Origin of the sequence: Streptomyces sp. NBC_00341 (genome assembly GCF_041435055.1) — a bacterium.
Lineage (GTDB): Bacteria > Actinomycetota > Actinomycetes > Streptomycetales > Streptomycetaceae > Streptomyces.
The window spans coordinates 2,020,130-2,043,001 of the sequence record NZ_CP108002.1 but is presented as its reverse complement, the minus strand read 5'-3'; the positions used below and the strand labels follow the sequence as shown (position 1 = coordinate 2,043,001).

The window sequence follows — 22,872 nt, the reverse complement described above, 5'->3', positions numbered from 1 at the left end:
GACGGTCACCCCGGGACTACGAAAGGACGCAAGCCGTGAGGAACGCACTGGATCCCGCACAGCTGGAAACCGCCATCGGAGACGTCCACCGCGCGGGAATCCCGGGCCTGTTCGCCGAAGTACGCGACGGCGACCAGGTCTGGCGCGGCGCCGCCGGGGTCGCCGACACCACCACCGGCCGCCCCGTCACCGCCGACATGCGCCACCGCGTCGGCAGCATCACCAAGACCTTCACCGCCGCCGCCGTGCTGCAACAGGTCGACAGCGGCCGGATCGGCCTCGACACACCGATCGGCCAGTACCTCCCGGCACTGGTTCCCGGCGAACGCGGCGAAACGATCACCGTCCGCATGCTGATCAACCACACCAGCGGCCTCGCCGAGTACCTCCCCTACGCCTACCCCTCCCTCAAGGGGTTCCCCAACGCCGCGGACACCCGGCCGGAGAGCCTCGACGACAACAGGTTCACCCGGTTCCACGCCGCCGAACTCATCACGATGGGAGTCGGCGCACCCGCCACCGGCGCCCCCGGCAGCACCCCGGGCATCTACTCCAACACCAACTACCTGCTCCTCGGCGAACTCCTGGAACACATCACCGGCACCACGGCGCAGCAGTGCATCACCCGGAACGTCATCGAACGCGCCGGACTCCGCAACACCGAACTCCCCACCGGACCGCACGTCGAGGGACCGCACTCACAGCTCTACGAGGCGTGGTTCGGCATGATCGACCCGCCGCGCGACTACAGCGTCTTCGACATGTCATGGGTGGGACCGGCTGCCGGGCTGATATCGACCGTCACCGACCTCAACCGCTTCTACGGCCTGCTGCTGGCCGGCGAGATCGTCAGCCCGGCGTCACTGGCCCAGATGCGACGCACCGTCCCGGTCGTCTCCCAGGACGGAAAGACCATCGAATACGGCCTCGGCCTGTACCCCACGGAAGCCCCGGGACAGGCCACCTTCTGGGGCCACGGCGGCTCGGCCTGGGGCGCCGGAGCCCTCACCATGACCCGCGCCGACGGCAACCGGCAGATGTCCGTCGCGGTCAACCTCCAGCGATGGAACACCCTCGACCCCTCCGGCAAACCGCAGCCCCACCCCATCGACGCCGCACTCGCTGCCTTCTCCCGCCTGGCGATGTACGGCTGACCCAACCGGCGGAACACACCCGCCCCGCAGACACGATCGGGCCCCGGCGAACGCCACCGGGCGCCCGATCGTCGGCGTTCCGGCCCACGCACCCAACCGAGGCCGCTAACCGAGGCCGCTAACCGAGGCCACCAACCCCGGCCACCAACTCCGGCCGCCTTCGCCGGACCGCCTCCAGCACCCCACGAACAGCCGGACCCACAGCCGCACGCACGCACCCATACCACCCCAACCACCACCACCCCGCCCCCCTCGCACACCCATCCCCCTTTCGAGTTCAGATCACCGCACTCACCGGCCACGCCACCCAAAAACCGGACAAGCTGGGATGTCCACCCATGCGCTCCGAAGGGCCACCACCTCCATGCCCACCCCGCCCCTCGCCGGAGGCACCACCGGCCCCGCCGCCCTGCGCCCCCTCATCGACACCGTGCTCACCGCACTCCACGACGGCGCCCGCCGACGCGACGGCCCCCTCCCCGCAGGCGGCCCCGACACCGTCACCCCCCAACTGCGCACCGCCCTGCACCCCGTCATCCCCGACCAGGGCACCGGCGCCCACCACGCACTCGCCACCCTCATCACCGCACTCACCGAAGGCGCGGCGGACCCCGCAGACCCACTCTGCGCGGCACACCTCCACACCCCGCCCCTCGCCCTCGCCGCAGCAGCCGACCTCGCCGCCTCGGCCCTCAACCCCTCCATGGACTCCTGGGACCAGGCCCCCGCCGCCTCCGCCCTCGAAGCCGACCTCACCACCGCACTCGCCGCTGAGGTCTACCCCCACCGCACCGCACCCGACGCCCTCGTCACCACCGGCGGCACCGAAGCCAACCAACTCGCGCTCCTCCTCGCCCGCGAACGCCACGGCACCGTCCAGACCATCAGCGGCGCCAACGCCCACCACAGCATCACCCGCGCCGCCTGGCTCCTCGGCCTCCCCGCACCCCTCACCATCCCCGCCCCCACCGGCGTCATCGACCTCACCGCCCTCGACGACACCCTCACCCGCCTCCACCAGCAGCCCGGCAACCCCATCCTCGTCACCGCCACCGCAGGCACCACCGACACCGGCCAGATCGACCCCCTCGCCGAAATCGCGGACCTCTGCACCACCCACGGCGCCGAACTCCACATCGACGCCGCCTACGGCGGCCCCCTCCTCTTCAGCCCCACCCACCGCAACAAGGTCCACGGCCTCGACCGCGCCCACAGCGTCACCCTCGACCTGCACAAACTCGGCTGGCAACCCGCCTCCGCAGGCATCCTCGCCGTCCCCGACCACCACCACCTCGACGCCCTCCACCACCACGCCCCCTACCTCAACGCCGACGACGACACCGAAGCCGGCCTCCCCGACCTCCTCGGCCGCTCCCTGCGCACCACCCGCCGCCCCGACGCACTCAAGATCGCCGTCACCCTCCAGGCACTCGGCCGCACCGGACTGGCCGACCTCATCGACCGCACCTGCGCCGCCGCCCACGACCTCGCCGACCTCATCACCAAAACCCCCACCCTCGACCTCTACGACCACCCCACCATCTCCACCGTCCTCTTCCGCCCCACCGACGCCACCGACCACACCGTCGCCACCATCCGCCGCACCCTCCTCACCCGCGGCCACGCCGTACTCGGCCGCACCCACGCCCACGGTCGCCTCTGGCTCAAAGCCACCCTCCTCAACCCCCACACCACCCCCCACGACCTCAGCAAACTGCTCGACCTCGTCACCCACCTCGCCACAGAGATCACGGAAGGCAGCACCCCCCGATGACAGCCCGGCCACCCCGGCCCGACCGGCCCGCGCCCGAGACCGACCAGCCCCACGACCTCGTCGGCATCGGCATCGGCCCCTTCAACCTCTCCCTCGCCGCCCTCGCCCACGGCATCCCCGGCACCCCCCACCCCCTCGCCGCCACCTTCTACGAACAACGCCCCGCCTTCCACTGGCACCCCGGCCTCCTCATCGACGGCGCCAGCCTCCAAGTCCCCTTCCTCGCAGACCTCGTCACCCTCGCCGACCCCACCAGCCCCTGGACCTTCCTCAACTACCTACGCACCCGCGACCGGCTCTTCCCCTTCTACTTCGCCGAGCGCTTCCACATCCAACGCGCCGAATACGACGCCTACTGCCGCTGGGTCACCGAACAACTCCCCGGCCTCCACTTCGGCCACCAGGTCGACGCCATCCGCTGGAACGCCGAACGCGCCCTCTTCGAAGTCGACTTCACCCAACTCGACGACCACGGCGAAGCCGAAGCCCTCGGCCGCGCCCACACCCGCCACATCGCCCTCGGCGTCGGCACCGAACCCCACATCCCCGAACCCCTCAAACCCCTCGCCGAAGCCGGATCAGTCCCCGTCATCCACTCCGCCGACTACCTCCACCACCGCGAACAACTCCTCAACGCCGAACACATCACCGTCATCGGCTCCGGCCAGTCCGGCGCCGAAATCTTCCTCGACCTACTGCGCGCCCGCCCCGCCGGACACGAAAAACTCCACTGGCTCGCCCGCACCCCCGCCTTCGCACCCATGGAGTACTCCAAACTCGGCCTCGAACACTTCACCCCCGACTACACCCGCTACTTCCACGCCCTCCCCGAACCCGTACGCGACGAACTCGTCCCCGACCAATGGCAACTCCACAAGGGCATCGACCACGACACCATCACCGCCATCCACGAAGAGCTCTACCGCCGCACCCTCCACGGCGGCTGGCCCGACGCCACCCTCACCCCCGGCGTCTGCGTACGCACCGCGGGCCGCGTCGCCACCACCCGCGTCGAACTCCACCTCGAACACACCCAGCAGGGCACCCGCTCCCGCCTCACCACCGACGCCGTCGTCCTCGCCACCGGCTACCGCGAACGCCCCCTCGACCAGATGCTCGACGGACTCCGCACCCGCCTGCGCCGCGACAGCTCCGGCCGCCCCCGCATCGACGAGCAGTTCCGCCTCGACCTCGACCCCGCCATCACCGGCAACATCTACGTACAGAACGCCGAACGCCACACCCACGGCGTCGGCGCCCCCGACCTCGGCCTCGCCGCCTGGCGCAGCGCCACCATCCTCAACAACCTCACCGGCACCACCGCCTACCACCTGCCGCAACGCACCGCCTTCACCACCTTCGGCCTCACCCCCCACACCCCGAACATCCCCACCCAGACCCCCACCCTCACCCCTCTCGTCCAGAGCAACTGACACCCCCGCCCCACCCCGGCACACACAAAAGCGGCCGCTCCCCCCACAAGGAAAGGAGACGGCCGCCCACCGCAGAACCAGAAGAACCGCAAGCCCAGAAGAACCGAAGCCCAGAAGAACCGCAGACCCAGAAGAACTGCAGACCCGAAGAGGCCCGAGCCCTAGAACACCGGCGTACCGTCCCGCGTCAGCCGCCAGTCCACCGAAGCGAACTGCGATCCGTCCACCGAACCCTTCGCCTGCACCCAGGCGATAATGGTGTTCCGGATCTCCTCCGAATTCGCCCACAACTGCTTCGCACCCGGCACATGCGGGAAGTTGCCCCCACCACTCGCCCGGTAGTTGTTCACCGCCAGCACGAACTGCGCCGCCGGATCAATCGCCTTGCCCTCGAAGGAGAGACCGACAATCCGCGAACCGTTCGGCTTCGCGATGTCGATCTCATACGTCAGACCCGACACCGCGTCATAGTTGTAATCCGGCGTGTTGTCCGCGTTCGTCAGCTTCGCCGTATCCACCGGAGCACCGGCCGCCGTCTGCACGTAATACCGCGCAGAGAACTCCAGATAATCCTTGACCTGCGCCCCCGTCACCAACCGGGCCTCAAGAGTGTTCTCGAACGGATACAGACCCGCCGCATCCTTGATCGTCACATCACCGGCCGGAATCTGCGCCGTCCGCGAGAAGCAGGACGCCTGCGACAGCACCGGAAGCGACGCGTACTCACCACCCGCCAGCGCCTCCTTCACCGTCTCCGCCTGAACCACGTTGATCAGGTCGATGATCGGTTCGTCCTTCCACGCCGCCTCGGCCGTCGTCATCGCCGCCGTCGACGTACCGATCACCTGGTTGACGTACGCCACGACCTTCTTGTGCTCGTCCGCCAGCAGCCGCGTGATCCGCTTGTCCTCAGCCGCCGTGTTGGAGTTCAGCACCTGCGAACCGGCCTTCTCGACCACCCAGCGGCCCTTCTCCCACACCAGATCGAAGTCGAACAGCGTCAGCCGCTGCCCCCACTTCAACGGCTCGGAGAGCACGACCTTCTTACCGGTCTCCTTGTTCTCCACGAAGTACTCGGGGATCTCCAGATGCGCGTGACCCACCAGAATCGCGTCGATCCCCGGCACCTGCTCCGCCACCAGACCCGCGGCATTCTCCACGTACGGAATCTGATCCCCGTACGACGACGTCCCGCTGTTCCCCGAATGCGCCGACACGATCACCACATCCGCACCCATGGAACGCAGCCGGGGCACGAACTTCGCCGCCTGCTCCTCAAGGCCCGGGAACACCATCTTCCCGCCGACGTTCACCTTGTCCCAGATGGCGATACCCGGATTCGTCAGCCCCAGGATCGCCACCTTCACATCCCGGCCGTGCGGCGTACGCAACTTCTTGATCACATACGGCGCGAACGCCGGCTTCAGCGTCTTCGCGTCCAGCGCGTTCGCACCCAGCAGCGGGAAGTCACACTGCTCCTCGAACTTGCGCAGCACCGGAATGCCGTAGTTGAACTCGTGGTTGCCCAGCGCCGCCGCGTCATAACCGATCACGTTCATCGCCTGCGCCATCGGATGCACCGGACCACGCTTCGCGGTGATCGGATCGATCTTCGCGTAGTAGTACGACAACTGCGTGCCCTGGATCGTGTCACCCGCATCGATCATCAGGGTGTTGTGACGGCCCTTCTCCCGCCGCACCTGCTCCACCAGCGTCGAGATCTTCGCCAGGCCGACGTCGTTGTGATCCTTGTCGTCGAACTCCTTGTCCGTGAAGTAGTCCCAGTTGAAGACGTTGCCGTGCAGATCCGTCGTACCCATCACGGTGAACGAGTACCGCTTCTGCGGACGCCCATGACCGTGTCCGTGCCCATGCCCGTGACCGTGCGCCTCGGCAGGAACCGCTCCACCGCCCACGATCGCGACACCGGCACCCGCCGCGGCCGATGTGCCCAGGAACGTCCTTCGGTTCAGCGGCATCTCGTCTCCCACATCTCAGTTCTCGTCCGTACCCAGTGCTCTCGCCGCACAACGCGCGTAGACCTCGCACACGCGTGAACAACGCGCGTAGATAATCACCCACGCACCACACCCGGCAACACCCCCAGCAGGTTTCGTTTCGATGACCACCGGCTGTCGCAACCGAATGCCACAGTGGACCCATGACCGACACCCCGTACCCCTACGGCACCCCCGACCACCCCCGCCTCGCCGTCCGCGGCGAAGCCCACCTGGAGATCGACCCCGAGATCGCCCGCGTCGGCATCACCGTCAGCGCCCGGGGCAAAGACCGCCGCGCCGCCCTCGAAGACCTCACCCGACGCAACACCACCGTCCTCGAACTCGCCCGCACCTACGGAGAAGCCGTCGAGAAACTCGAAACCGGCGCCTTCTCCATCACCCCAGAACTCACCCAACGCGGCCGCGACGAGAAGATCCGCGCCTACCACGGACGCGTCCACATCACCGCCGTACTCGGCGACTTCACCGCACTCGGTGAATTCACCACCCGCGTCGCGGACCTCGACATGACCCGCATCGACGGCCCCTGGTGGGCCCTGCGCCCCAACTCGCCCGCCCACGGCGAAGCCCGCCGCCAAGCCGTACGCGAAGCAGTCCAGCGCGCCCGCGAATACGCCGACGCCGTCGGCGCCCAGTTGGCCGCCCTCGTCGAACTGGCCGACCTCGGCGCCGAGAACACCGCCCCCGCCATGCCCCCGGCCCCCGGCGGCTACGGCGCCACCCGCGGATTCGCCGGCGCGCCGGCCGAAGCCGCCCCCGCACTCGACCTCGAACCACAACGCCAAACGGTCCGCGCCCAGGTGAACGCCCGCTTCATCATGACCCCACCGAGCCTATGAACGGAATGCTCATCCGAGCACCCCGCCGCACAATTCAACACTTGTCAAAAAGCCTTCACCCAAAGGATGTTGAGGAGTCATCCGGAGCCAATTCGCTACCCGTAGGTAAGGTTTAGGCTCAAACCATGCGCCGAGCAAAAATCGTTTGCACCCTAGGACCCGCCACCGACACATATGACCAGATCAAGGCCCTGGTCGAGGCGGGTATGGACATCGCCCGCCTCAACCTCAGCCACGGCACCTACGCCGAACACGAAGAGCGCTACCACCGAGTACGCAAAGCATCCGACGAAGCCGGACGCAGCGTCGGAATCCTCGCAGACCTTCAAGGCCCGAAGATCCGCCTCGGACGCTTCCGCGAAGGACCCGTACTCCTTGAACGCGGCGACGACTTCACCATCACCGTCGAACCCATGGAAGGTGACCGCCACGCCTGCGGCACCACCTACGAAGGCCTCAACGCCGACGTCACCCCCGGCGAACGCATCCTCATCGACGACGGCCGCGTCACCCTCGAAGTCACCGAAGTCGACGGACCCCGCGTCCACACCACCGTCATCGAGGGCGGCATGGTCTCCGACCACAAGGGACTCAACCTCCCCGGCGTCGCGGTCTCCGTCCCCGCCCTCTCCGAGAAGGACATCGACGACCTCCGCTGGGCCCTGCGCACCGGCGCGGACATCATCGCCCTCTCCTTCGTACGCAGCGGACGCGACATCGAACCCGTCCACCGCGTCATGGACGAGGAAGGCCGCCGCCTCCCCGTCATCGCCAAGATCGAGAAGCCCCAGGCCGTCGAGAACATCGACGACATCGTCGCCGCCTTCGACGGCATCATGGTCGCCCGCGGCGACCTCGGCGTCGAAATGCCCCTGGAGCAGGTGCCGATCGTCCAGAAGCGCGCCATCAAGCTCGCCAAGCGCAACGCCAAGCCGGTCATCGTCGCCACCCAGATGCTCGACTCGATGATCGACAACTCCCGCCCCACCCGCGCCGAGGCCTCCGACGTCGCCAACGCCGTCATCGACGGCACGGACGCGGTCATGCTCTCCGGCGAGACCAGCGTCGGCAAATACCCCATCGAGACGGTCCGCACGATGTCCCGCATCGTCGAGGCCGCCGAGGAGGACATCCTCGCCAAGGGCCTCCCGCCGCTCACCGACCGCAACAAGCCCCGCACCCAGGGCGGCGCGGTCGCCCGCGCGGCGGCGGAGATGGGCGACTTCCTCGGCGCGAAGTTCCTGGTCGCCTTCACCCAGAGCGGCGACACGGTCAAGCGCCTCTCCCGCTACCGCTCGCCCATCCCGCTCCTGGCCTTCACCCCGGACCCGGCCACCCGCTCCCAGCTGAACCTCACCTGGGGCGTGGAGACGTTCCTGGGCCCGCACGTGGACTCGACGGACGCGATGGTCGCCCAGGTCGACGAGGAACTGCTGAAGATCGGCCGCTGCCAAAAGGGCGACGTCGTGGTCATCACGGCCGGCTCCCCGCCCGGAGTCGCGGGCTCGACGAACCTGGTGCGGGTGCACCACATCGGCGAGGACGACAGCCCGAAGTAGGGCAGCTCAGTATTTCGGCCCGACGTGTGCATCCATGAGCGCCACGGATGCCCGTCGGGCGACGGAGATGTTCTTGCTGTTCGGCTGCTTCCACTCCACTCCCACCTGGTCCAGCGTGCTCGTGAAGAGACTCAGGATGTCGGCCGACAGGTTGGTGAAGAAGTAGCGGGGGTATTCGTAGCGTTTTGTCTGACCCCTGACGAGTCGACTTGTCCAATTGGTGATCCGGCAGCCGTCGGAGTGGATCAGGCCTCGGATGAACTCCCACGGGTGGGCGGCGACGATGTCCTGCTGCCAGGCAACGAGAGAGATTTCGCGTTCGTGCTTCTTGCCGGGGCCGTGCTGGGGAAAGAGGCAGGGCCAGTGTTTGCTGAAACATGTGACGTACTGGCAGCCCGGACTTTGCACCAGGCACACCTTGTTGGCCGGTCGCGTGATCTGTATGGCCTCGACGCAGGCGGAAATGAGGCCCGGCCAGGCGTCGGCACAGGCGATGCGGAGGGAGTAGACACCTCGCCTGCTCGCGCTGACACAGCCGTCGCCGAGGTAGAGGCCGAGGAGATACGCGTACGCGGCCGGGTCGTCGGGGTGTCCGGGCGTGTCATCGCATCGAGGGCATTCGCGGCCGCGCGCGTATTCGAGGGGCTCGATTCGCACGATCCAGGAACGGATGGCCGCTCGTGAAATACCGGTTTGCTTGCTTACGGAGTTCTGGCTGAAGCCCTGATCGAGGAGGGCCAGCGCGTGCTTGCGTGTTTGAAGGTCGTACACCCGGCCGAGCTTGCTCGGGGCGGGACGCTCTGAGGGAGAAACGGCATTGCAGTCACACGATCATGTGAATCTGTGGCGTTTCCCTGCGACCTTGGAATCTAAGGAAAAGTGCCCCGAGTCGGACTCGAACCGACACTGTATGGGTTTTGAATCCATTGCCTGCTGCCAAATTGGGCTACCGGGGCTAGTGGAATCGAAGGTTTCCTCCGACCCGCTGCGCGACCACCATACCGCAGCTAGGTAGGCTCAAGGGAGCAGTACCTGCCCTGAGCCAAGGAGCCCCGTGACCACCCCCGAGTCGCCCCAGCCCGTAGACGCGTCCGACGACGACAAGTCGCACGTCCCGCCGCTGACGACCCGCGTCGTCATCGCTGAGGACGAGGCACTCATCCGCCTCGACCTCAAAGAGATGCTGGAGGAAGAGGGGTACTCGGTCGTCGGTGAGGCCGGGGACGGGCAGCAGGCTGTCGAGCTGGCCCGGGAGCACAAGCCGGACCTGGTCATCCTCGATGTGAAGATGCCGGTCCTCGACGGGATCTCCGCCGCCGAGAAGATCGCCGAGGAGTCCATCGCGCCGGTCCTGATGCTCACCGCGTTCTCGCAGCGCGACCTCGTGGAGCGGGCCCGGGACGCCGGGGCGATGGCGTACCTGGTGAAGCCGTTCAGCAAGAGCGACGTGGTGCCGGCCATCGAGATGGCGGTGTCGCGGTTCGCGGAGCTGAAGGCGCTGGAGGGCGAGGTCGCGGACCTGTCGCAGCGGCTGGAGACCCGGAAGCTGGTGGACCGGGCGAAGAGCATCCTGCAGACGGACTACGGGCTCTCCGAGCCCGCGGCGTTCCGCTGGATCCAGAAGACGTCGATGGACCGGCGGCTGTCGATGCAGCAGCTGGCCGAGGCGTTGATCGAGGACGCCGAGGAGAAGAAGAAGGCCGCGGAGTAGTTCCGTAGGACCAGGACATGGCGAAGGCCCGCGCCCCGGATGCAGTCCAGGGGGCGGGCCTTCTCCATGCGCGTACGGGTTCAGTCCTCGCCGAGGTAGGCCTTGCGGACTGATTCGTCGTGGAGGAGGTCCGCGCCGGTGCCGGAGAGGACGATCTTGCCGACCTCCATGACGTGGCCCTGGTCGGCCAGGGAGAGCGCGGCCTGGGCGTTCTGCTCGACGAGCAGGATCGTGGTGCCCTGGGACTTGAGCTCGACGATGGTCTCCATGATCTTCTGCATCATGATCGGGGAGAGGCCCATGGAGGGTTCGTCGAGCATCAGGAGCTTGGGCTGGCACATCAGGGCCCTGCCCATGGCGAGCATCTGCTGTTCGCCGCCCGAGAGGGTGCCGGCGGCCTGCTTTCGGCGTTCCCCGAGGATGGGGAAGAGGTCGTAGGCGCGCTGGATGTCCTTCTCGATGCCTGCTCTGTCGTTGCGGAGGTAGGCGCCGAGCTGGAGGTTCTCGGTGATCGTCAGCCGGGGGAAGATGTGCCGGCCCTCGGGGGAGTGGGCGAGGCCCAGAGCGACGATCTTGTGGGCGGGGATGCCGGTCAGCGGCTTGCCCTCGAACAGGACGCGGCCGTCGAGGGGCTTGAGCAGTCCGGAGAGGGTGCGCAGGGTGGTGGTCTTGCCCGCACCGTTGGTGCCGATCAGGGTGACGACCTGGCCGGCCTCGACGCTGAAGGAGATGCCCTTGACGGCTTCGATCTTGCCGTAGGCGACGCGGAGGTCCTCGACCTCTAGCAGTGCGGTCATCGGGTGTCCTCCTCCTCGGTGCTGGTGGTGTCGGTGGTGGTTGTGGTGCTCTTGGTGGCGACGGCCTCGGCGGCTTCGACCTCGGCGATCTCCTCGGCGCCGGGGGCGCCTTCGAAGGGGGTGCCGAGGTAGGCGGCGACGACGCGTTCGTCGCTCTGGACGACGTCGGAGGTGCCTTCGACGAGCTTCTCGCCCTGGACGAGCACGGTGACGCGGTCGCAGAGGTTGAAGATGAAGCGCATGTCGTGCTCGATGACGAGTACGGCGATGCCCTGGTCGCGGATGGCGAAGATGAGCTCTTCCGTGACCCGGGTTTCCTGCGGGTTCATGCCGGCGGTGGGCTCGTCCAGGAGGAGGAGGCCGGGGTCGCTGGCGAGTGCGCGGGCGATTTCCAGCTTGCGCTGGTCTCCGTAGGGGAGGTTGCGCGCGAGGTGGTCGGCCTTGTCCTGGAGGCCGATGAACTCCAGGAGTTCCATGGCGCGTTCCCGGCTGGCGTTCTCGGCCTTGGTGAAGCCGGGGAGGCGCAGGAGGGCGGACCAGAGGCCTTCCTTGGTCCTGGTGTGGCGTCCGACGAGGACGTTCTCCAGGACGGTCATGTTGGCGAAGAGCCGGATGTTCTGGAAGGTGCGGGCGATGCCTGCCTGGGTGACGAGGTGGGGCTTGGGCGGCAGGACGGTGCCCTTGTAGCGGACCTTGCCCTCGGTGGGGACGTAGAGGCCGGTGAGGCAGTTGAAGAAGGTGGTCTTTCCGGCGCCGTTGGGGCCGATGAGGCCGACGATCTCACCTGCGTTGACGGTGAGGTCGACGTTGTGGACGGCGGTGAGGCCGCCGAACCGCATGGTGACGCCGCTGGCGTCGAGCACGGGGGTGCCGGTTTTCGTGGTGGTGGTCATGGTGGTCACGCCCCCGCCTTGGCGATGCCGGCGTCGACGTCGTCGGACTTCCGCGGTTCCGGTACGTCGAGCTGGTCGGTCTCGTGGAATTCGAGCTGCTTCCTGCGGTCGGCGACCAGTCCTTCGGGGCGCAGGCGCATCAGGAGGATGAGTGCGATGCCGAAGAGGAAGAGCTGGTAGTCCTGCATGAACTGGAGCTTGGCCGGGATGAGGTAGAGCAGTGCGGCGCCGACGAGGGGTCCGCTGAGGGTTCCCATGCCGCCGAGGATGACGGCGGCGAGGAGGAACGCGGAGTTCGGGGGTACGGGGCCGGCGAACTGGTACTGCTCGGGTGTCACCGTGTAGTTGACGTGTGACTGCACGGTTCCGGCGAGTCCGGCGAGGGTGGCGCCGAGGGCGAAGGCGAGGAGCTTGAGCCGGAAGGCGTTGATGCCCATGGCGGTGGCGGCGGTCTCGTCCTCGCGGATGGCGACCCAGGCGCGGCCGATGCGGGATTCTCCGGAGCGGCGGAAGACGAGGACGACGACGGCGGTGAAGACGAGCATGAGCAGGTAGTAGTTGGCGGACCTGCCGAGGGTGAAGCCGCCGATGTCGTGCTTGAGTCCGAAGTCGATCCCGAAGAGGTTGAGGTCGGGGATGCTCGGGATGCCCTGGGAGCCGTTGGTGAGGTCGGGTCCGCTGTTGCCGTTGAGGTTGTTCACGGTGAGGCGGAAGATTTCACCGAAGCCGAGCGTGACGATGGCGAGGTAGTCGCCGCGTAGTCGCAGGGTGGGGGCGCCGATGAGGACGCCGAAGATGAGTGAGGCTCCGGCGCCGGTGAGGATGGCTGCCCAGAAGGGGAATTCGACGCCGATGGCCGACATGGTGGAGCCGGAGACCAGGGCGGCGGCGTAGGCGCCGACGCCGAGGAAGGCGACGTAGCCGAGGTCGAGGAGGCCGGCGAGGCCGACGACGACGTTCAGGCCGAGTGCCACGGTCGCGAAGATGAGGATGTTGGCGCCGATGAGCGCGTATTCCTCTTTCTGCTGCGTGAAGGGGAAGCAGACTGCTGCGACGAGGGCGGCGGTGAGGGTGATGTTGCGGTGCTTCGAGGTCAGCGCGGTGATGCGGGAGATGAGTCCGGCGCGGTTCAGTGCGGTGAAGGCGAAGGCGGCGGTGATGAGGAAGCCGATGAAGAGTTCGGTGTAGTCGGTGTCGATGCCGTAGGCGAAGATGAAGAGGCCGACGCCGAAGGCTATGACGATGGTGAGGATTTCGGCCCAGGCGGGCAGGGGCTTTACGCGGGGGAGGTTGCGGTCGATCTTGCCGATCCGGATGACGCGGTAGATCCGGAAGAGGAGCGCGACGGTGCCCACGCCGAGCACCAGGATGAGGAAGATGCGCAGGGGCAGCTTCATCTGGAGCTTGGGGAGGGACGCCTGGGTTTTGCGGTCCAGCGGGAGCCCGAGGGTGGCGAGGAGGGCGATGAGGCTGGCTATCGCGGCGGCGTATGCGCCGGGTTCGAGGTTGGCGAGGCCACCGAGGTCGACCGTGATGGCGATGACGGCGAACCAGGTGGTGGCGAAGGTGCCGAGGGCCAGGAAGAGGACGGCGTTGTTGCTGCCGGAGGGGTTGAGCCAGCCGAGGCCTCGGATGCCGTACCCGGAGAGTGCGAGGAGCAGGGTGAGTGCGGCGCTGATGAGGGTGAGGACCTGGAGGCCGCCGGGGTAGCCGGTGACGGTGAGGTCTCCGGGGAATGCGTCGGTCCAGGTCCAGGCGAGGAACGTCGAGGCGAGGGTCAGCGCGGATCCGGCTGTGGTGGCCGCACGGGCGGCCGACGTGGGCACGGGGAGTACGGGCGTGATCTCGGTGGTGGTGTTGGTGGTCATCCGTATCACGCCCGATCCGCGACGCGTTCGCCGAGCAGGCCCTGGGGGCGGAGCAGCAGGACGATGATGAGGAGGACGAAGGCCCATACGTCCTTCCAGGCGCCGCCGCCGAAGAGTTCCATGCCGGGAACGTCGCTCATGTAGCCGGTGGCGAGTGATTCGGCGATGCCGAGTACGACGCCGCCGAGCATGGCGCCGTAGATGTTGCCGATTCCGCCGAGTACGGCTGCGGTGAAGGCTTTGAGGCCCATGATGAAGCCCATTTTGAAGCCGATCTGGCCGTTTTTGAGCCCGTAGGCGACGGCGGCGACGGCTGCGAACGCGGCACCGATGGCGAAGGCCATGACGATGATGCGGTCGGTGTTGATGCCCATGAGCTTGGCGGTGTCGGGGTCCTGGCTGGTGGCCTGCATGCCGCGGCCGGCGCGGGTCTTGGAGACGAAGAGGCCGAGGGCGATCATGCAGATGGGTGCGCTGATGAGGACGAAGAGGTCGCCGCGCTGGATGTGGGCGCCGAAGATGTCGAGGGCGTCGCCCTTGAACTGGGGGAAGGAGCGGTCCTTCTTGGCGTCCGGGTACCACTTCCAGATGGCTTGCTGGAGGGCGAGGGAGAGGCCGATGGCGGTGATGAGGGGGGCGAGTCGTGGTGCGTTGCGCAGGGGCCGGTAGGCGAAGCGTTCGGCGGCTGCGCTGATGGCGACGGAGCAGATGACGCCGCCGATGATCATGAGGGGGATGATTGCGAGGAGGTTGGCGCCGGCCGGCATCCAGAGGTAGACGGTGAGGGCTCCGAAGCCTCCGATCATGAAGATCTCGCCGTGGGCGAAGTTGATGAGCTGGATGATTCCGTAGACCATCGTGTAACCGATCGCGATGAGACCGTACATCGCGCCGAGGATGAGTCCATTGGCCAGCTGTTGCGGCAGTTCGTGCACCGCAGGGCCTCCGTGGAGTGGTTCGGATATGGCACCGCGCGGGAGCGCTCTTGGCGCTCCCGCGCGGTCTGGTGTCAGTCAGTGGTGACCGGGGAGCTGGTTACGGCTTGTAGACCTCGCTGAGCTTGGAGGCCCACTTTCCGCCGTCGACCTGGTAGGCGGTCATCATGGTGTTGGTGGTGTCGCCGAACTCGTCGAAGGAGACGGGGCCGGTGACGCCGTCGAACTTGACCTTGTCCATGGCGGCGAGGACCTTTTCGCGGGCGTCGTCGGGGAGCTTGCCGTCGTTGTCGGCGACGGCGATCTTGACGGCCTCGATGATGGACCAGGTGGCGTCGTAGGTGCCGCCGCCGTAGGCCTCGTAGGCGTCCTTGTATCCGGCCGTCTTGTAGTTCGCGATGAAGTCCTTGGCGGAGTCGAGTTCCTCGACGGGCTTGCCGACGGAGGTGGCGATGTCGCCCTGGGCCTTCTTGTTGAGCTTGATGAAGTCGGCGCTGTACATGCCGTCGCCGCCCATGAGGGGGATCTTGACGCTGTCCTTGAGCTGCTGGCTCAGGGGTGCGCCGGCGGGGTACTCGCCGCCGTAGTAGACGGCCTTGGCGCCGGACTTCTTGACCTTGGTGACGACGGCGTTGAAGTCGCGGTCGTCGGGGTTGATGTGGTCCGCGCCGGAGATCTTGCCGCCGAGCTTGGTGAAGGTCGCCTTGAAGGAGGCTGCGAGACCGGCGCCGTAGGGCTTCTGGTCGTCGATGAGGTAGACCTGCTTGATCTTCGCGTTGTTGTAGAGGTACTTCGCCGCGAAGGCGCCCTGGATCTGGTCCGTGGTGGCGGTACGGAAGAAGGTCTTGAAGGGGCGCTTCTTGTCGCCGGTCTTCCAGTTCTCGCCCTGGGTCAGTTCGGTGCCCGTGTTGGCGGGGGAGACCTGGGTGAGGCTGGCGTCGTTGAGCGGCTTCTGCATCGACTGGGAGACGCCGGAGTTCAGGGGGCCGACGACGCCGAGGACGGTGTCGTCGTCGATGAACTTCTGGGCGTTCTGCTGGCCGACGGAGGGCTGGGCCTGGTCGTCGAGGGGCTTGACGACGAAGTTGATGCCGGGGACGGTCTTGGCCTTGTTCGCCGTTTTGGCGGCGAGGTCGGCGGAGTTCTTGATGCCGAGGCCGAGCGCGGAGAGGTCACCGGTGATGGGTGCGTCGACGCCGATGACGACGGTCTGGGTGCCGCCGCTGTCGCTGCTCTTCTTGTCGTCGTCGCGCGACCCGCAGGCGGTGAGTGTCAGTGCTCCTGTGGTGAGCACTGTGGTGAGGATGAGCAAAGAACGGTGTCGCACGAAAAGTCCTTTCCCTGGCGCGGCCTCCTCTGCTTGAGGTGCCGTGTCGTTCGCCGGGCCGTACTGGTTGGTACAGGGCCGTGCCGTAGACGCGCCCGGCGGCGCGGTGACTGGCGGTGACTCTAAGGGCAGGGGCGGGGGTCGGGGATGGGTCAGCCGAATGATGTGACTGTCTTGTTATGCCTTTGAGGAAGGCTTGAGGTGGCTGTGCTGACATGTACGGCTTTTTACTGGACCGTGAAGTGACCGCATTCTGAGAACGCGCAGCTCTGCTAAGGGGCTTGAACCGATCTTGCTGCTGTCGCGTGGTGGGGGTGCGGGAGGGCGCGTCGGTGCGCGCGAAAGTGCCCGGTGCCTGCGGGGCCGGGTTCTTCGGGCTGCGTCGGGGCGGGTGAACATTGCGCGGATGTTACGCAGTGTTACGTCGGGGGTGGTGTGGTCGACGCGGGGTGGCGGGTGCGCGGGCGGGCGTGGCTGCTGAGTGGGCCACAGAACGGGGTGTGCGGTCAAGGGTGTTGGTCGGTGTGGGCGGTCAATTGCGGTGCGTGGGGCGGTGGTTGTGGGGGGATATGGCGCTGCCCGGCCGGTTTGTGGTCCGGCCGGGCAGCGGGGTGCGGGGGTGGGGGTGTGGGGCGGTCAGGCGGTTTCGCCCTTGGGTGTGACCTCCGGTGCGTTCTTCGGTGCGTCACGCAGGAGGCAGGTGAGTCGGGCGGTGCAGACGCGCTTGTCGTGCTCGTCGGTGATGACGATCTCGTACGTGGCGGTGGTGCGGCCGCGGTGTACGGGGGTGGCGACGCCGGTGACGAGGCCGCTGCGGGCCCCTCGGTGGTGGGTGCAGTTCAGGTCGACGCCGACGGCGAGTTTGGTGGCGCCGCCGTGGAGCATGGCGCCGACGGAGCCGAGGGTCTCGGCGAGGACGGCGGAGGCGCCGCCGTGTAGGAGTCCGTAGGGCTGGGTGTTGCCCTCGACGGGCATGGTGCCGACGACGCGGTCCGCGGCGGCCTCGACGATCCGGACGCCCATGCGTTCGCCGAGGTGTCCGGCGGAGAACAGGGCGGGGAGGTCGACGCCGAGGGCGGCGTACTCGTCGATGATCTCCTGGGGGAACTTGGGTGTGGTGTGCTCGCCCATGGGTCCGGCTCCGTCTCTCTGCGGTGGTGCGCTGCTGCGTGTGGTGTCCGTTGTTCTTATCAGACGGCTGAGCGGACGCTTAGTGCGCCTGTGCCTGTGCCTGTGCCTGTGCGGTGAGGGCGGGCCCGGGGTGTCAGTGGACGTTCTCGAAGCGGATCACGACGGATTTGCTGGCGGGGGTGTTGCTGGTGTCGGCGGTGGAGCCGAGGGGGACCAGGACGTTGGTCTCGGGGTAGTAGGCGGCGGCGCAGCCCCGGGCGGTGGGGTAGTGGACGACGCGGAAGCCGGGGGCGCGCCGTTCGGTTCCGTCCTTCCACTCGCTGACGAGGTCGGCGTAGGCGCCGTCGGTGAGGCCGAGGGCGGTGGCGTCGTAGGGGTTGACGAGGACGACGCGTCGGCCGCCCTTGATGCCTCGGTAGCGGTCGTCGAGGCCGTAGATGGTGGTGTTGTACTGGTCGTGGGAGCGCAGGGTCTGCAACAGCAGTCGTCCTTCGGGGAGTTCGGGGAACTCGACGGGGGCGGCGGTGAAGTTGGCCCTGCCGGTGGCGGTGGGGAAGCGGCGGGAGTCGCGGGGGCCGTGCGGGAGGGTGAATCCGCCGGGGTGGGCGACGCGTGCGTTGAAGTTCTCGAAGCCGGGGACGACGCGGGAGATGCGGTCGCGGATCGTGGCGTAGTCCTTCTCGAACTCCTCCCAGGGGGTGGTGGAGGCGGGTCCGAGGACGGCGCGGGCGAGGCGGGCGACGATGGCGGGTTCGGAGAGCAGGTGGGGGCTGGCGGGGGTGAGGTTGCCGCGGGAGGCGTGCACCATGCTCATGGAGTCCTCGACGGTGACGAACTGCTTGCCGCCGGCCTGGACGTCCTTGTCGGTGCGGCCCAGGGTGGGCAGGATCAGGGCGCGGGTGCCGGTGACGGCGTGGGAGCGGTTGACCTTGGTGGAGACGTGCACGGTGAGGCGGGCGCTGCGCATGGCGGCCTCTGTGACGTGGGTGTCGGGGGTGGCGGCGACGAAGTTGCCGCCCATGGCGAAGAAGACCTTGGCGTCGCCGTCGCGCAGGGCCTGGATGGAGCGGACCACGTCGTAGCCGTGGTGGCGTGGTGAGGTGATGCCGAATTCCTTGTCGAGGGCGTCGAGGAAGGCGGGGGCGGGCCGTTCGAAGATGCCCATGGTGCGGTCGCCCTGGACGTTGGAGTGGCCGCGCACGGGGCAGACTCCGGCGCCGGTGCGGCCGATGTTGCCGCGCAGGAGAAGGAAGTTGACGACTTCGCGGATGGTCGGCACGGAGTGCTTGTGCTGGGTGAGTCCCATGGCCCAGCACACGATGGTGCGTTTGGAGGCGAGGACCATCGCGAGGGCCTCTTCGATGGCGGCGCGGTCGAGGCCGGTGGCGGTGAGGGTCTCGTCCCAGTCGGCTTCTGCGGCGGCTTCGGCGAACGCCTGGTAGCCGTGGGTGTGTTCCGCGACGAAGGTCTCGTCGACGGCGCCCTCCGTCTGCAGGATCAGTTTGTTGAGCAGTCGGAAGAGGGCCTGGTCGCCGCCGATGCGGATCTGGAGGAAGAGGTCGTTGAGGGCGGCGCCCTTGACCATGCCGAGGGGGGTCTGGGGGTTCTTGAACCGTTCGAGGCCGGCCTCGGGCAGCGGGTTCACCGAGATGATCTTCGCGCCGGCGGATTTGGCCTTCTCCAGGGCGGAGAGCATCCGGGGGTGGTTGGTGCCTGGGTTCTGTCCGGCGACGATGATCAGGTCGGCGTGGTGCAGGTCCTCCAGGGAGACGGAGCCCTTGCCGACGCCGATGGTCTCCGTGAGCGCGGAGCCGGACGACTCGTGGCACATGTTGGAGCAGTCGGGCAGGTTGTTGGTGCCGAATTCGCGGGCGAACAGCTGGAGGAGGAACGCGGCCTCGTTGCTGGTGCGTCCGGAGGTGTAGAAGAGGGCTTCGTCGGGGGAGTCGAGGGCGGTGAGTTCCTCGGCGATGATGGCGAAGGCGCGCTCCCAGGTCACGGCCTGGTAGTGGTCGGCGCCTTCCGGCAGGTAGACGGGCTGGGTGATGCGTCCCTGCTGGCCGAGCCAGTAGCCGCTGCGGGTGGCGAGGTCCGGGACGGAGTGGGCGGCGAAGAAGTCCGGGGTGACGCGGCGCAGCGTCGCCTCCTCCGCGACGGCCTTGGCGCCGTTCTCGCAGAATTCGGCGGTGTGCCGTTTGTCGCCCTCCGGCCAGGCGCAGCCGGGGCAGTCGAAGCCGTCCTTCTGGTTGACCTTGAGGAGGGTCTGCGCGGTGCGGCGGACCCCCATCTGCTGCTGGGCGATGCGCAGGCTGTGGGCGACGGCGGGCAGCCCGGCGGCGGCGTGTTTGGCCGGTTCGACCTGTGGCGCGTCCTGGACCGGATCACCTGCGGGCGGCTTGGTGGCCATCGTCTTTCCCCTTTGAGCCGGCTGCGGACCGGGTGGGGTCCGCTGTGCGTGTTTCCTTCTCCACCGATCCTGGCACGCGGCACGGTAGGGCGGCCCGGTGAGCGGCCCGGTGAGCGGCCCGGCGGGCGGACCTGCGAGCGGCCTCGCGGACGGCCCGGGGCGGTCGCCGGTCCGGATTGTCAGTGGTACGTGGCAGGATCGGGGTGTGGCTGAGACGGCATCGAAGAAGACGGCAGACAACCGACCGCGCCTGCTCCTGATGGACGGGCACTCCCTGGCGTACCGGGCGTTCTTTGCGCTGCCTGCGGAGAATTTCACGACCGGGGCGGGACAGCCGACGAACGCGGTGTACGGCTTCGCGTCGATGCTGGCGAACACGTTGCGTGACGAGGCGCCGACGCATTTCGCGGTGGCGTTCGACGTGTCCCGCAAGACGTGGCGCGCGCAGGAGTTCCCCGAGTACAAGGCGAACCGGTCGAAGACGCCGGACGAGTTCAAGGGGCAGGTCGAGCTGATCGGGGAGCTGCTCGACGCGATGCACGCCGACCGTTTCGCGGTCGACGGCTTCGAGGCGGACGATGTGATCGCGACGCTGGCCACCCAGGCGGAGGCGGCCGGTTTCGAAGTGCTGATCGTCACCGGTGACCGGGATTCGTTCCAGCTGATCACGGACAACGTCACGGTGCTGTACCCGACGAAGGGCGTCTCGGAGCTGACCCGCTTCACCCCGGCGAAGGTCGAGGAGAAGTACGGGCTCACCCCGCGGCAGTACCCGGATTTCGCGGCGCTGCGCGGTGACCCGTCGGACAACCTTCCGGGCATTCCCGGGGTCGGTGAGAAGACGGCCGCGAAGTGGATCAACCAGTTCGGTTCGTTCGACGAGCTGGTGGAGCGGGCCGAGGAGGTCAAGGGCAAGGCCGGGCAGAATTTCCGCGACCATCTGGACGCGGTGCGGCTGAACCGGCGGCTGACCGAGATGGTCCGGGACGTCGCGCTGCCGAAGACCCCCGGTGACCTGGAGCGCGCCCCCTACGACCGCACCGCGGTCACCGGGGTGCTGGATGTGCTGGAGATCCGCAATCCGAGCCTGCGTGAGCGGCTGCTCGCGGTGGACCCGGGCAAGACGGAGGACGAGGCGCCGGCGCCCGCCGCGGGCGTCGAGCTGGACGGCGCGGTGCTGGGCGCGGGCGAGGTCGCCCCGTGGCTGGCCGAGCACGGCGGGCAGCCGCTCGGCGTCGCGACGGTCGACACCTGGGCGCTCGGCAGCGGCACGGTCACCGAGATCGCGCTCGCCGCGGCGGGCGGGGCCGCCGCCTGGTTCGACCCCACGCAGCTGGACGAGGCCGACGAGCAGGCGTTCGCGGCCTGGATCGCGGACGCCGGCCGGCCGAAGGTCATGCACAACGCGAAGAGCGCCATGCGGGTCTTCCCGGAGCACGGCTGGCGGATCGAGGGCGTGTCGATGGACACCGCGCTCGCCGCCTACCTGGTCAAGCCCGGCCGGCGGTCCTTCGCGCTGGACGCCCTCGCGGTGGAGTACCTGGGGCGGGAGCTGGCCCCGGCGGCCGCCTCCGACGGTCAGCTGGCCTTCGGCGCGGACGACCGGGCGGAGGCCGACGCGCTGATGGCGCAGGCCCGTGCGGTCCTGGATCTCGGGGACGCGTTCACCACCCGGCTGGGGGAGGTGGGCGCGGCCGAGCTGCTCCACGACATGGAGCTGCCGACGTCCATCCTGCTGGCCCGCCTGGAGCGGCACGGCATCGCGGCCGACCGGGCCCATCTGGAGGGCATGGAGCAGCAGTTCGCGGGCGCCGTGCAGCAGGCGGTGAAGGAGGCGCACGCGGCGGTGGGCCGGGAGTTCAACCTCGGCTCGCCCAAGCAGCTCCAGGAAGTGCTGTTCGGTGAGCTGGGCCTGCCGAAGACGAAGAAGACGAAGACCGGTTTCACCACGGACGCCGACGCGCTGGCGTGGCTGGCCGCGCAGACGGAGCACGAGCTGCCCGTCATCATGCTGCGCCACCGCGAGCAGGCGAAGCTCCGGGTGACGGTCGAGGGCCTGGTCAAGACGATCGGGGCGGACGGCCGGATCCACACCACGTTCAACCAGACGGTGGCGGCGACCGGCCGGCTGTCCTCGACCGACCCGAATCTGCAGAACATCCCCGTCCGTACGGACGAGGGCCGGGCCATCCGTCGCGGCTTCGTCGTCGGCGAGGGCTTCGAGACGCTGATGACGGCGGACTACAGCCAGATCGAACTGCGGGTGATGGCCCACCTCTCCGAGGACGCGGGCCTGATCGAGGCGTTCACCTCTGGTGAGGACCTGCACACCACGGTCGCCTCGCAGGTCTTCGGGGTCGAGAAGACCGCGGTCGATCCGGAGATGCGGCGCAAGATCAAGGCCATGAGCTACGGGCTGGCCTACGGCCTCTCCGCGTTCGGCCTCTCCCAGCAGCTGAACATCGAGGCGGGCGAGGCCCGGGGCCTGATGGACACCTACTTCGAGCGGTTCGGCGGGGTCCGCGACTATCTGCGCCGGGTGGTGGAGGAGGCCCGCGCCACCGGTTACACGGAGACGGTCTTCGGCCGCCGCCGCTACCTGCCGGACCTGAACAGCGACAACCGCCAGCGCAGGGAGACGGCCGAGCGGATGGCGCTCAACGCCCCGATCCAGGGCACGGCGGCGGACATCGTCAAGGTCGCGATGCTCCAGGTCGACCGGGCGCTCACCGAGGCGGAGCTGACCTCCCGGATGCTCCTCCAGGTGCATGACGAAATCGTGCTGGAGATCGCCGCGGGTGAGCGGGAACAGGTGGAGGGCATCCTGCGCCACGAGATGTCGACCGCGGTGCAGCTGCGGGCGCCGCTCGATGTGTCGGTCGGTGTCGGCACGGACTGGGAGTCCGCGGCGCACTGACGGCCGGGGCCGCCGCGAGGGGCTCCCGGTCCGCGGAGGGCTCCCGGGGCCCGGACCGGGTGGGGCCAGACGGCTCCGGGGGCCCGGACGGCTCCGGGGGCCCCGG

At 68.2% G+C, this 22,872-nt stretch carries 16 protein-coding genes and 1 tRNA gene; 7 read left to right on the top strand and 10 right to left on the bottom strand.

Features of this window, described 5'->3' with window-relative positions; genetic code table 11:
* Positions 1 to 35 precede the first annotated feature (35 nt).
* The 3 genes from OG892_RS09090 (at position 36) to OG892_RS09080 (ending at position 4,361) form a co-directional block, all read left to right on the top strand.
* A complete protein-coding gene (locus tag OG892_RS09090) occupies positions 36 to 1,154 on the top strand; it encodes a serine hydrolase domain-containing protein (RefSeq protein ID WP_371628878.1) in 1,119 nt (372 codons plus the stop codon).
* A 364-nt stretch (positions 1,155 to 1,518) separates the two neighbouring features.
* On the top strand, positions 1,519 to 2,928 hold the full coding sequence (locus OG892_RS09085; protein WP_371628877.1) for an aspartate aminotransferase family protein: 1,410 nt from the start codon (positions 1,519 to 1,521) through the stop codon (positions 2,926 to 2,928).
* Positions 2,925 to 4,361: a lysine N(6)-hydroxylase/L-ornithine N(5)-oxygenase family protein gene (locus tag OG892_RS09080; protein WP_371628876.1), complete on the top strand. Its 1,437-nt coding sequence runs from the start codon at positions 2,925 to 2,927 to the stop codon at positions 4,359 to 4,361. Before OG892_RS09085 ends, OG892_RS09080 begins: the two co-directional genes overlap by 4 nt.
* Positions 4,362 to 4,522: 161 nt before the next feature.
* On the opposite strand, the gene OG892_RS09075 is transcribed toward OG892_RS09080, so the two are convergent.
* Complete coding sequence (locus tag OG892_RS09075) at positions 4,523 to 6,340, bottom strand: 5'-nucleotidase C-terminal domain-containing protein (protein ID WP_328697160.1); 1,818 nt, start codon at positions 6,338 to 6,340, stop codon at positions 4,523 to 4,525.
* Positions 6,341 to 6,522: 182 nt separating this feature from the next.
* Between OG892_RS09075 and OG892_RS09070 the strand changes: the two genes are divergently transcribed.
* A complete protein-coding gene (locus OG892_RS09070; RefSeq protein WP_363222062.1) occupies positions 6,523 to 7,221 on the top strand; it encodes an SIMPL domain-containing protein in 699 nt (232 codons plus the stop codon).
* Between the two features lie 125 nt (positions 7,222 to 7,346).
* On the top strand, positions 7,347 to 8,780 hold the full coding sequence (gene pyk, locus OG892_RS09065; protein WP_371628875.1) for a pyruvate kinase: 1,434 nt from the start codon (positions 7,347 to 7,349) through the stop codon (positions 8,778 to 8,780).
* A gap of 6 nt (positions 8,781 to 8,786) precedes the next feature.
* Here pyk and OG892_RS09060 read toward each other — a convergent pair whose 3' ends face one another.
* Both OG892_RS09060 and OG892_RS09055 read right to left on the bottom strand, forming a co-directional pair.
* Positions 8,787 to 9,551, bottom strand: a complete 765-nt coding sequence (locus OG892_RS09060) for a transcriptional regulator (RefSeq protein WP_371628874.1) — start codon at positions 9,549 to 9,551, stop codon at positions 8,787 to 8,789.
* A 109-nt stretch (positions 9,552 to 9,660) separates the two neighbouring features.
* Positions 9,661 to 9,736 (bottom strand) — tRNA-Leu (locus tag OG892_RS09055).
* 98 nt (positions 9,737 to 9,834) lie between these two features.
* Here OG892_RS09055 and OG892_RS09050 point away from each other — a divergent pair.
* Positions 9,835 to 10,491 carry an ANTAR domain-containing response regulator gene (locus OG892_RS09050; RefSeq protein ID WP_024492786.1) on the top strand — a complete coding sequence of 219 codons (657 nt, stop codon included), beginning with the start codon at positions 9,835 to 9,837 and terminating at the stop codon, positions 10,489 to 10,491.
* Between the two features lie 80 nt (positions 10,492 to 10,571).
* Here the strand turns inward: OG892_RS09050 and OG892_RS09045 are convergent, their stop codons facing one another.
* The 7 genes from OG892_RS09045 to OG892_RS09015 all read right to left on the bottom strand — a co-directional run bounded on the left by OG892_RS09045 (position 10,572) and on the right by OG892_RS09015 (position 19,849).
* Complete coding sequence (locus tag OG892_RS09045; protein WP_073735455.1) at positions 10,572 to 11,288, bottom strand: ABC transporter ATP-binding protein; 717 nt, start codon at positions 11,286 to 11,288, stop codon at positions 10,572 to 10,574.
* A complete protein-coding gene (locus OG892_RS09040) occupies positions 11,285 to 12,181 on the bottom strand; it encodes an ABC transporter ATP-binding protein (RefSeq protein WP_328698239.1) in 897 nt (298 codons plus the stop codon). The genes OG892_RS09045 and OG892_RS09040 overlap by 4 nt, the downstream gene beginning before the upstream one ends.
* Before the next feature lie 5 nt (positions 12,182 to 12,186).
* Positions 12,187 to 14,049, bottom strand: coding sequence for a branched-chain amino acid ABC transporter permease (locus tag OG892_RS09035; protein WP_371628873.1), 1,863 nt, complete (start codon positions 14,047 to 14,049; stop codon positions 12,187 to 12,189).
* A 5-nt stretch (positions 14,050 to 14,054) separates the two neighbouring features.
* The gene (locus tag OG892_RS09030; protein WP_371628872.1) at positions 14,055 to 14,984 is read right to left on the bottom strand and encodes a branched-chain amino acid ABC transporter permease; all 930 of its coding nucleotides are present in this window, start codon (positions 14,982 to 14,984) and stop codon (positions 14,055 to 14,057) included.
* A gap of 100 nt (positions 14,985 to 15,084) precedes the next feature.
* Positions 15,085 to 16,296: a branched-chain amino acid ABC transporter substrate-binding protein gene (locus OG892_RS09025; RefSeq protein WP_073735453.1), complete on the bottom strand. Its 1,212-nt coding sequence runs from the start codon at positions 16,294 to 16,296 to the stop codon at positions 15,085 to 15,087.
* Between the two features lie 651 nt (positions 16,297 to 16,947).
* Positions 16,948 to 17,442 carry a PaaI family thioesterase gene (locus tag OG892_RS09020; RefSeq protein WP_371628871.1) on the bottom strand — a complete coding sequence of 165 codons (495 nt, stop codon included), beginning with the start codon at positions 17,440 to 17,442 and terminating at the stop codon, positions 16,948 to 16,950.
* Positions 17,443 to 17,575: 133 nt separating this feature from the next.
* Entirely contained in the window at positions 17,576 to 19,849 is a 2,274-nt protein-coding gene (locus OG892_RS09015; protein ID WP_371628870.1) for an FdhF/YdeP family oxidoreductase, read from the bottom strand.
* Between the two features lie 205 nt (positions 19,850 to 20,054).
* Here OG892_RS09015 and polA point away from each other — a divergent pair, with 205 nt between their 5' ends.
* Positions 20,055 to 22,766: a DNA polymerase I gene (polA, locus tag OG892_RS09010; protein WP_073735450.1), complete on the top strand. Its 2,712-nt coding sequence runs from the start codon at positions 20,055 to 20,057 to the stop codon at positions 22,764 to 22,766.
* Positions 22,767 to 22,872 lie beyond the last annotated feature (106 nt).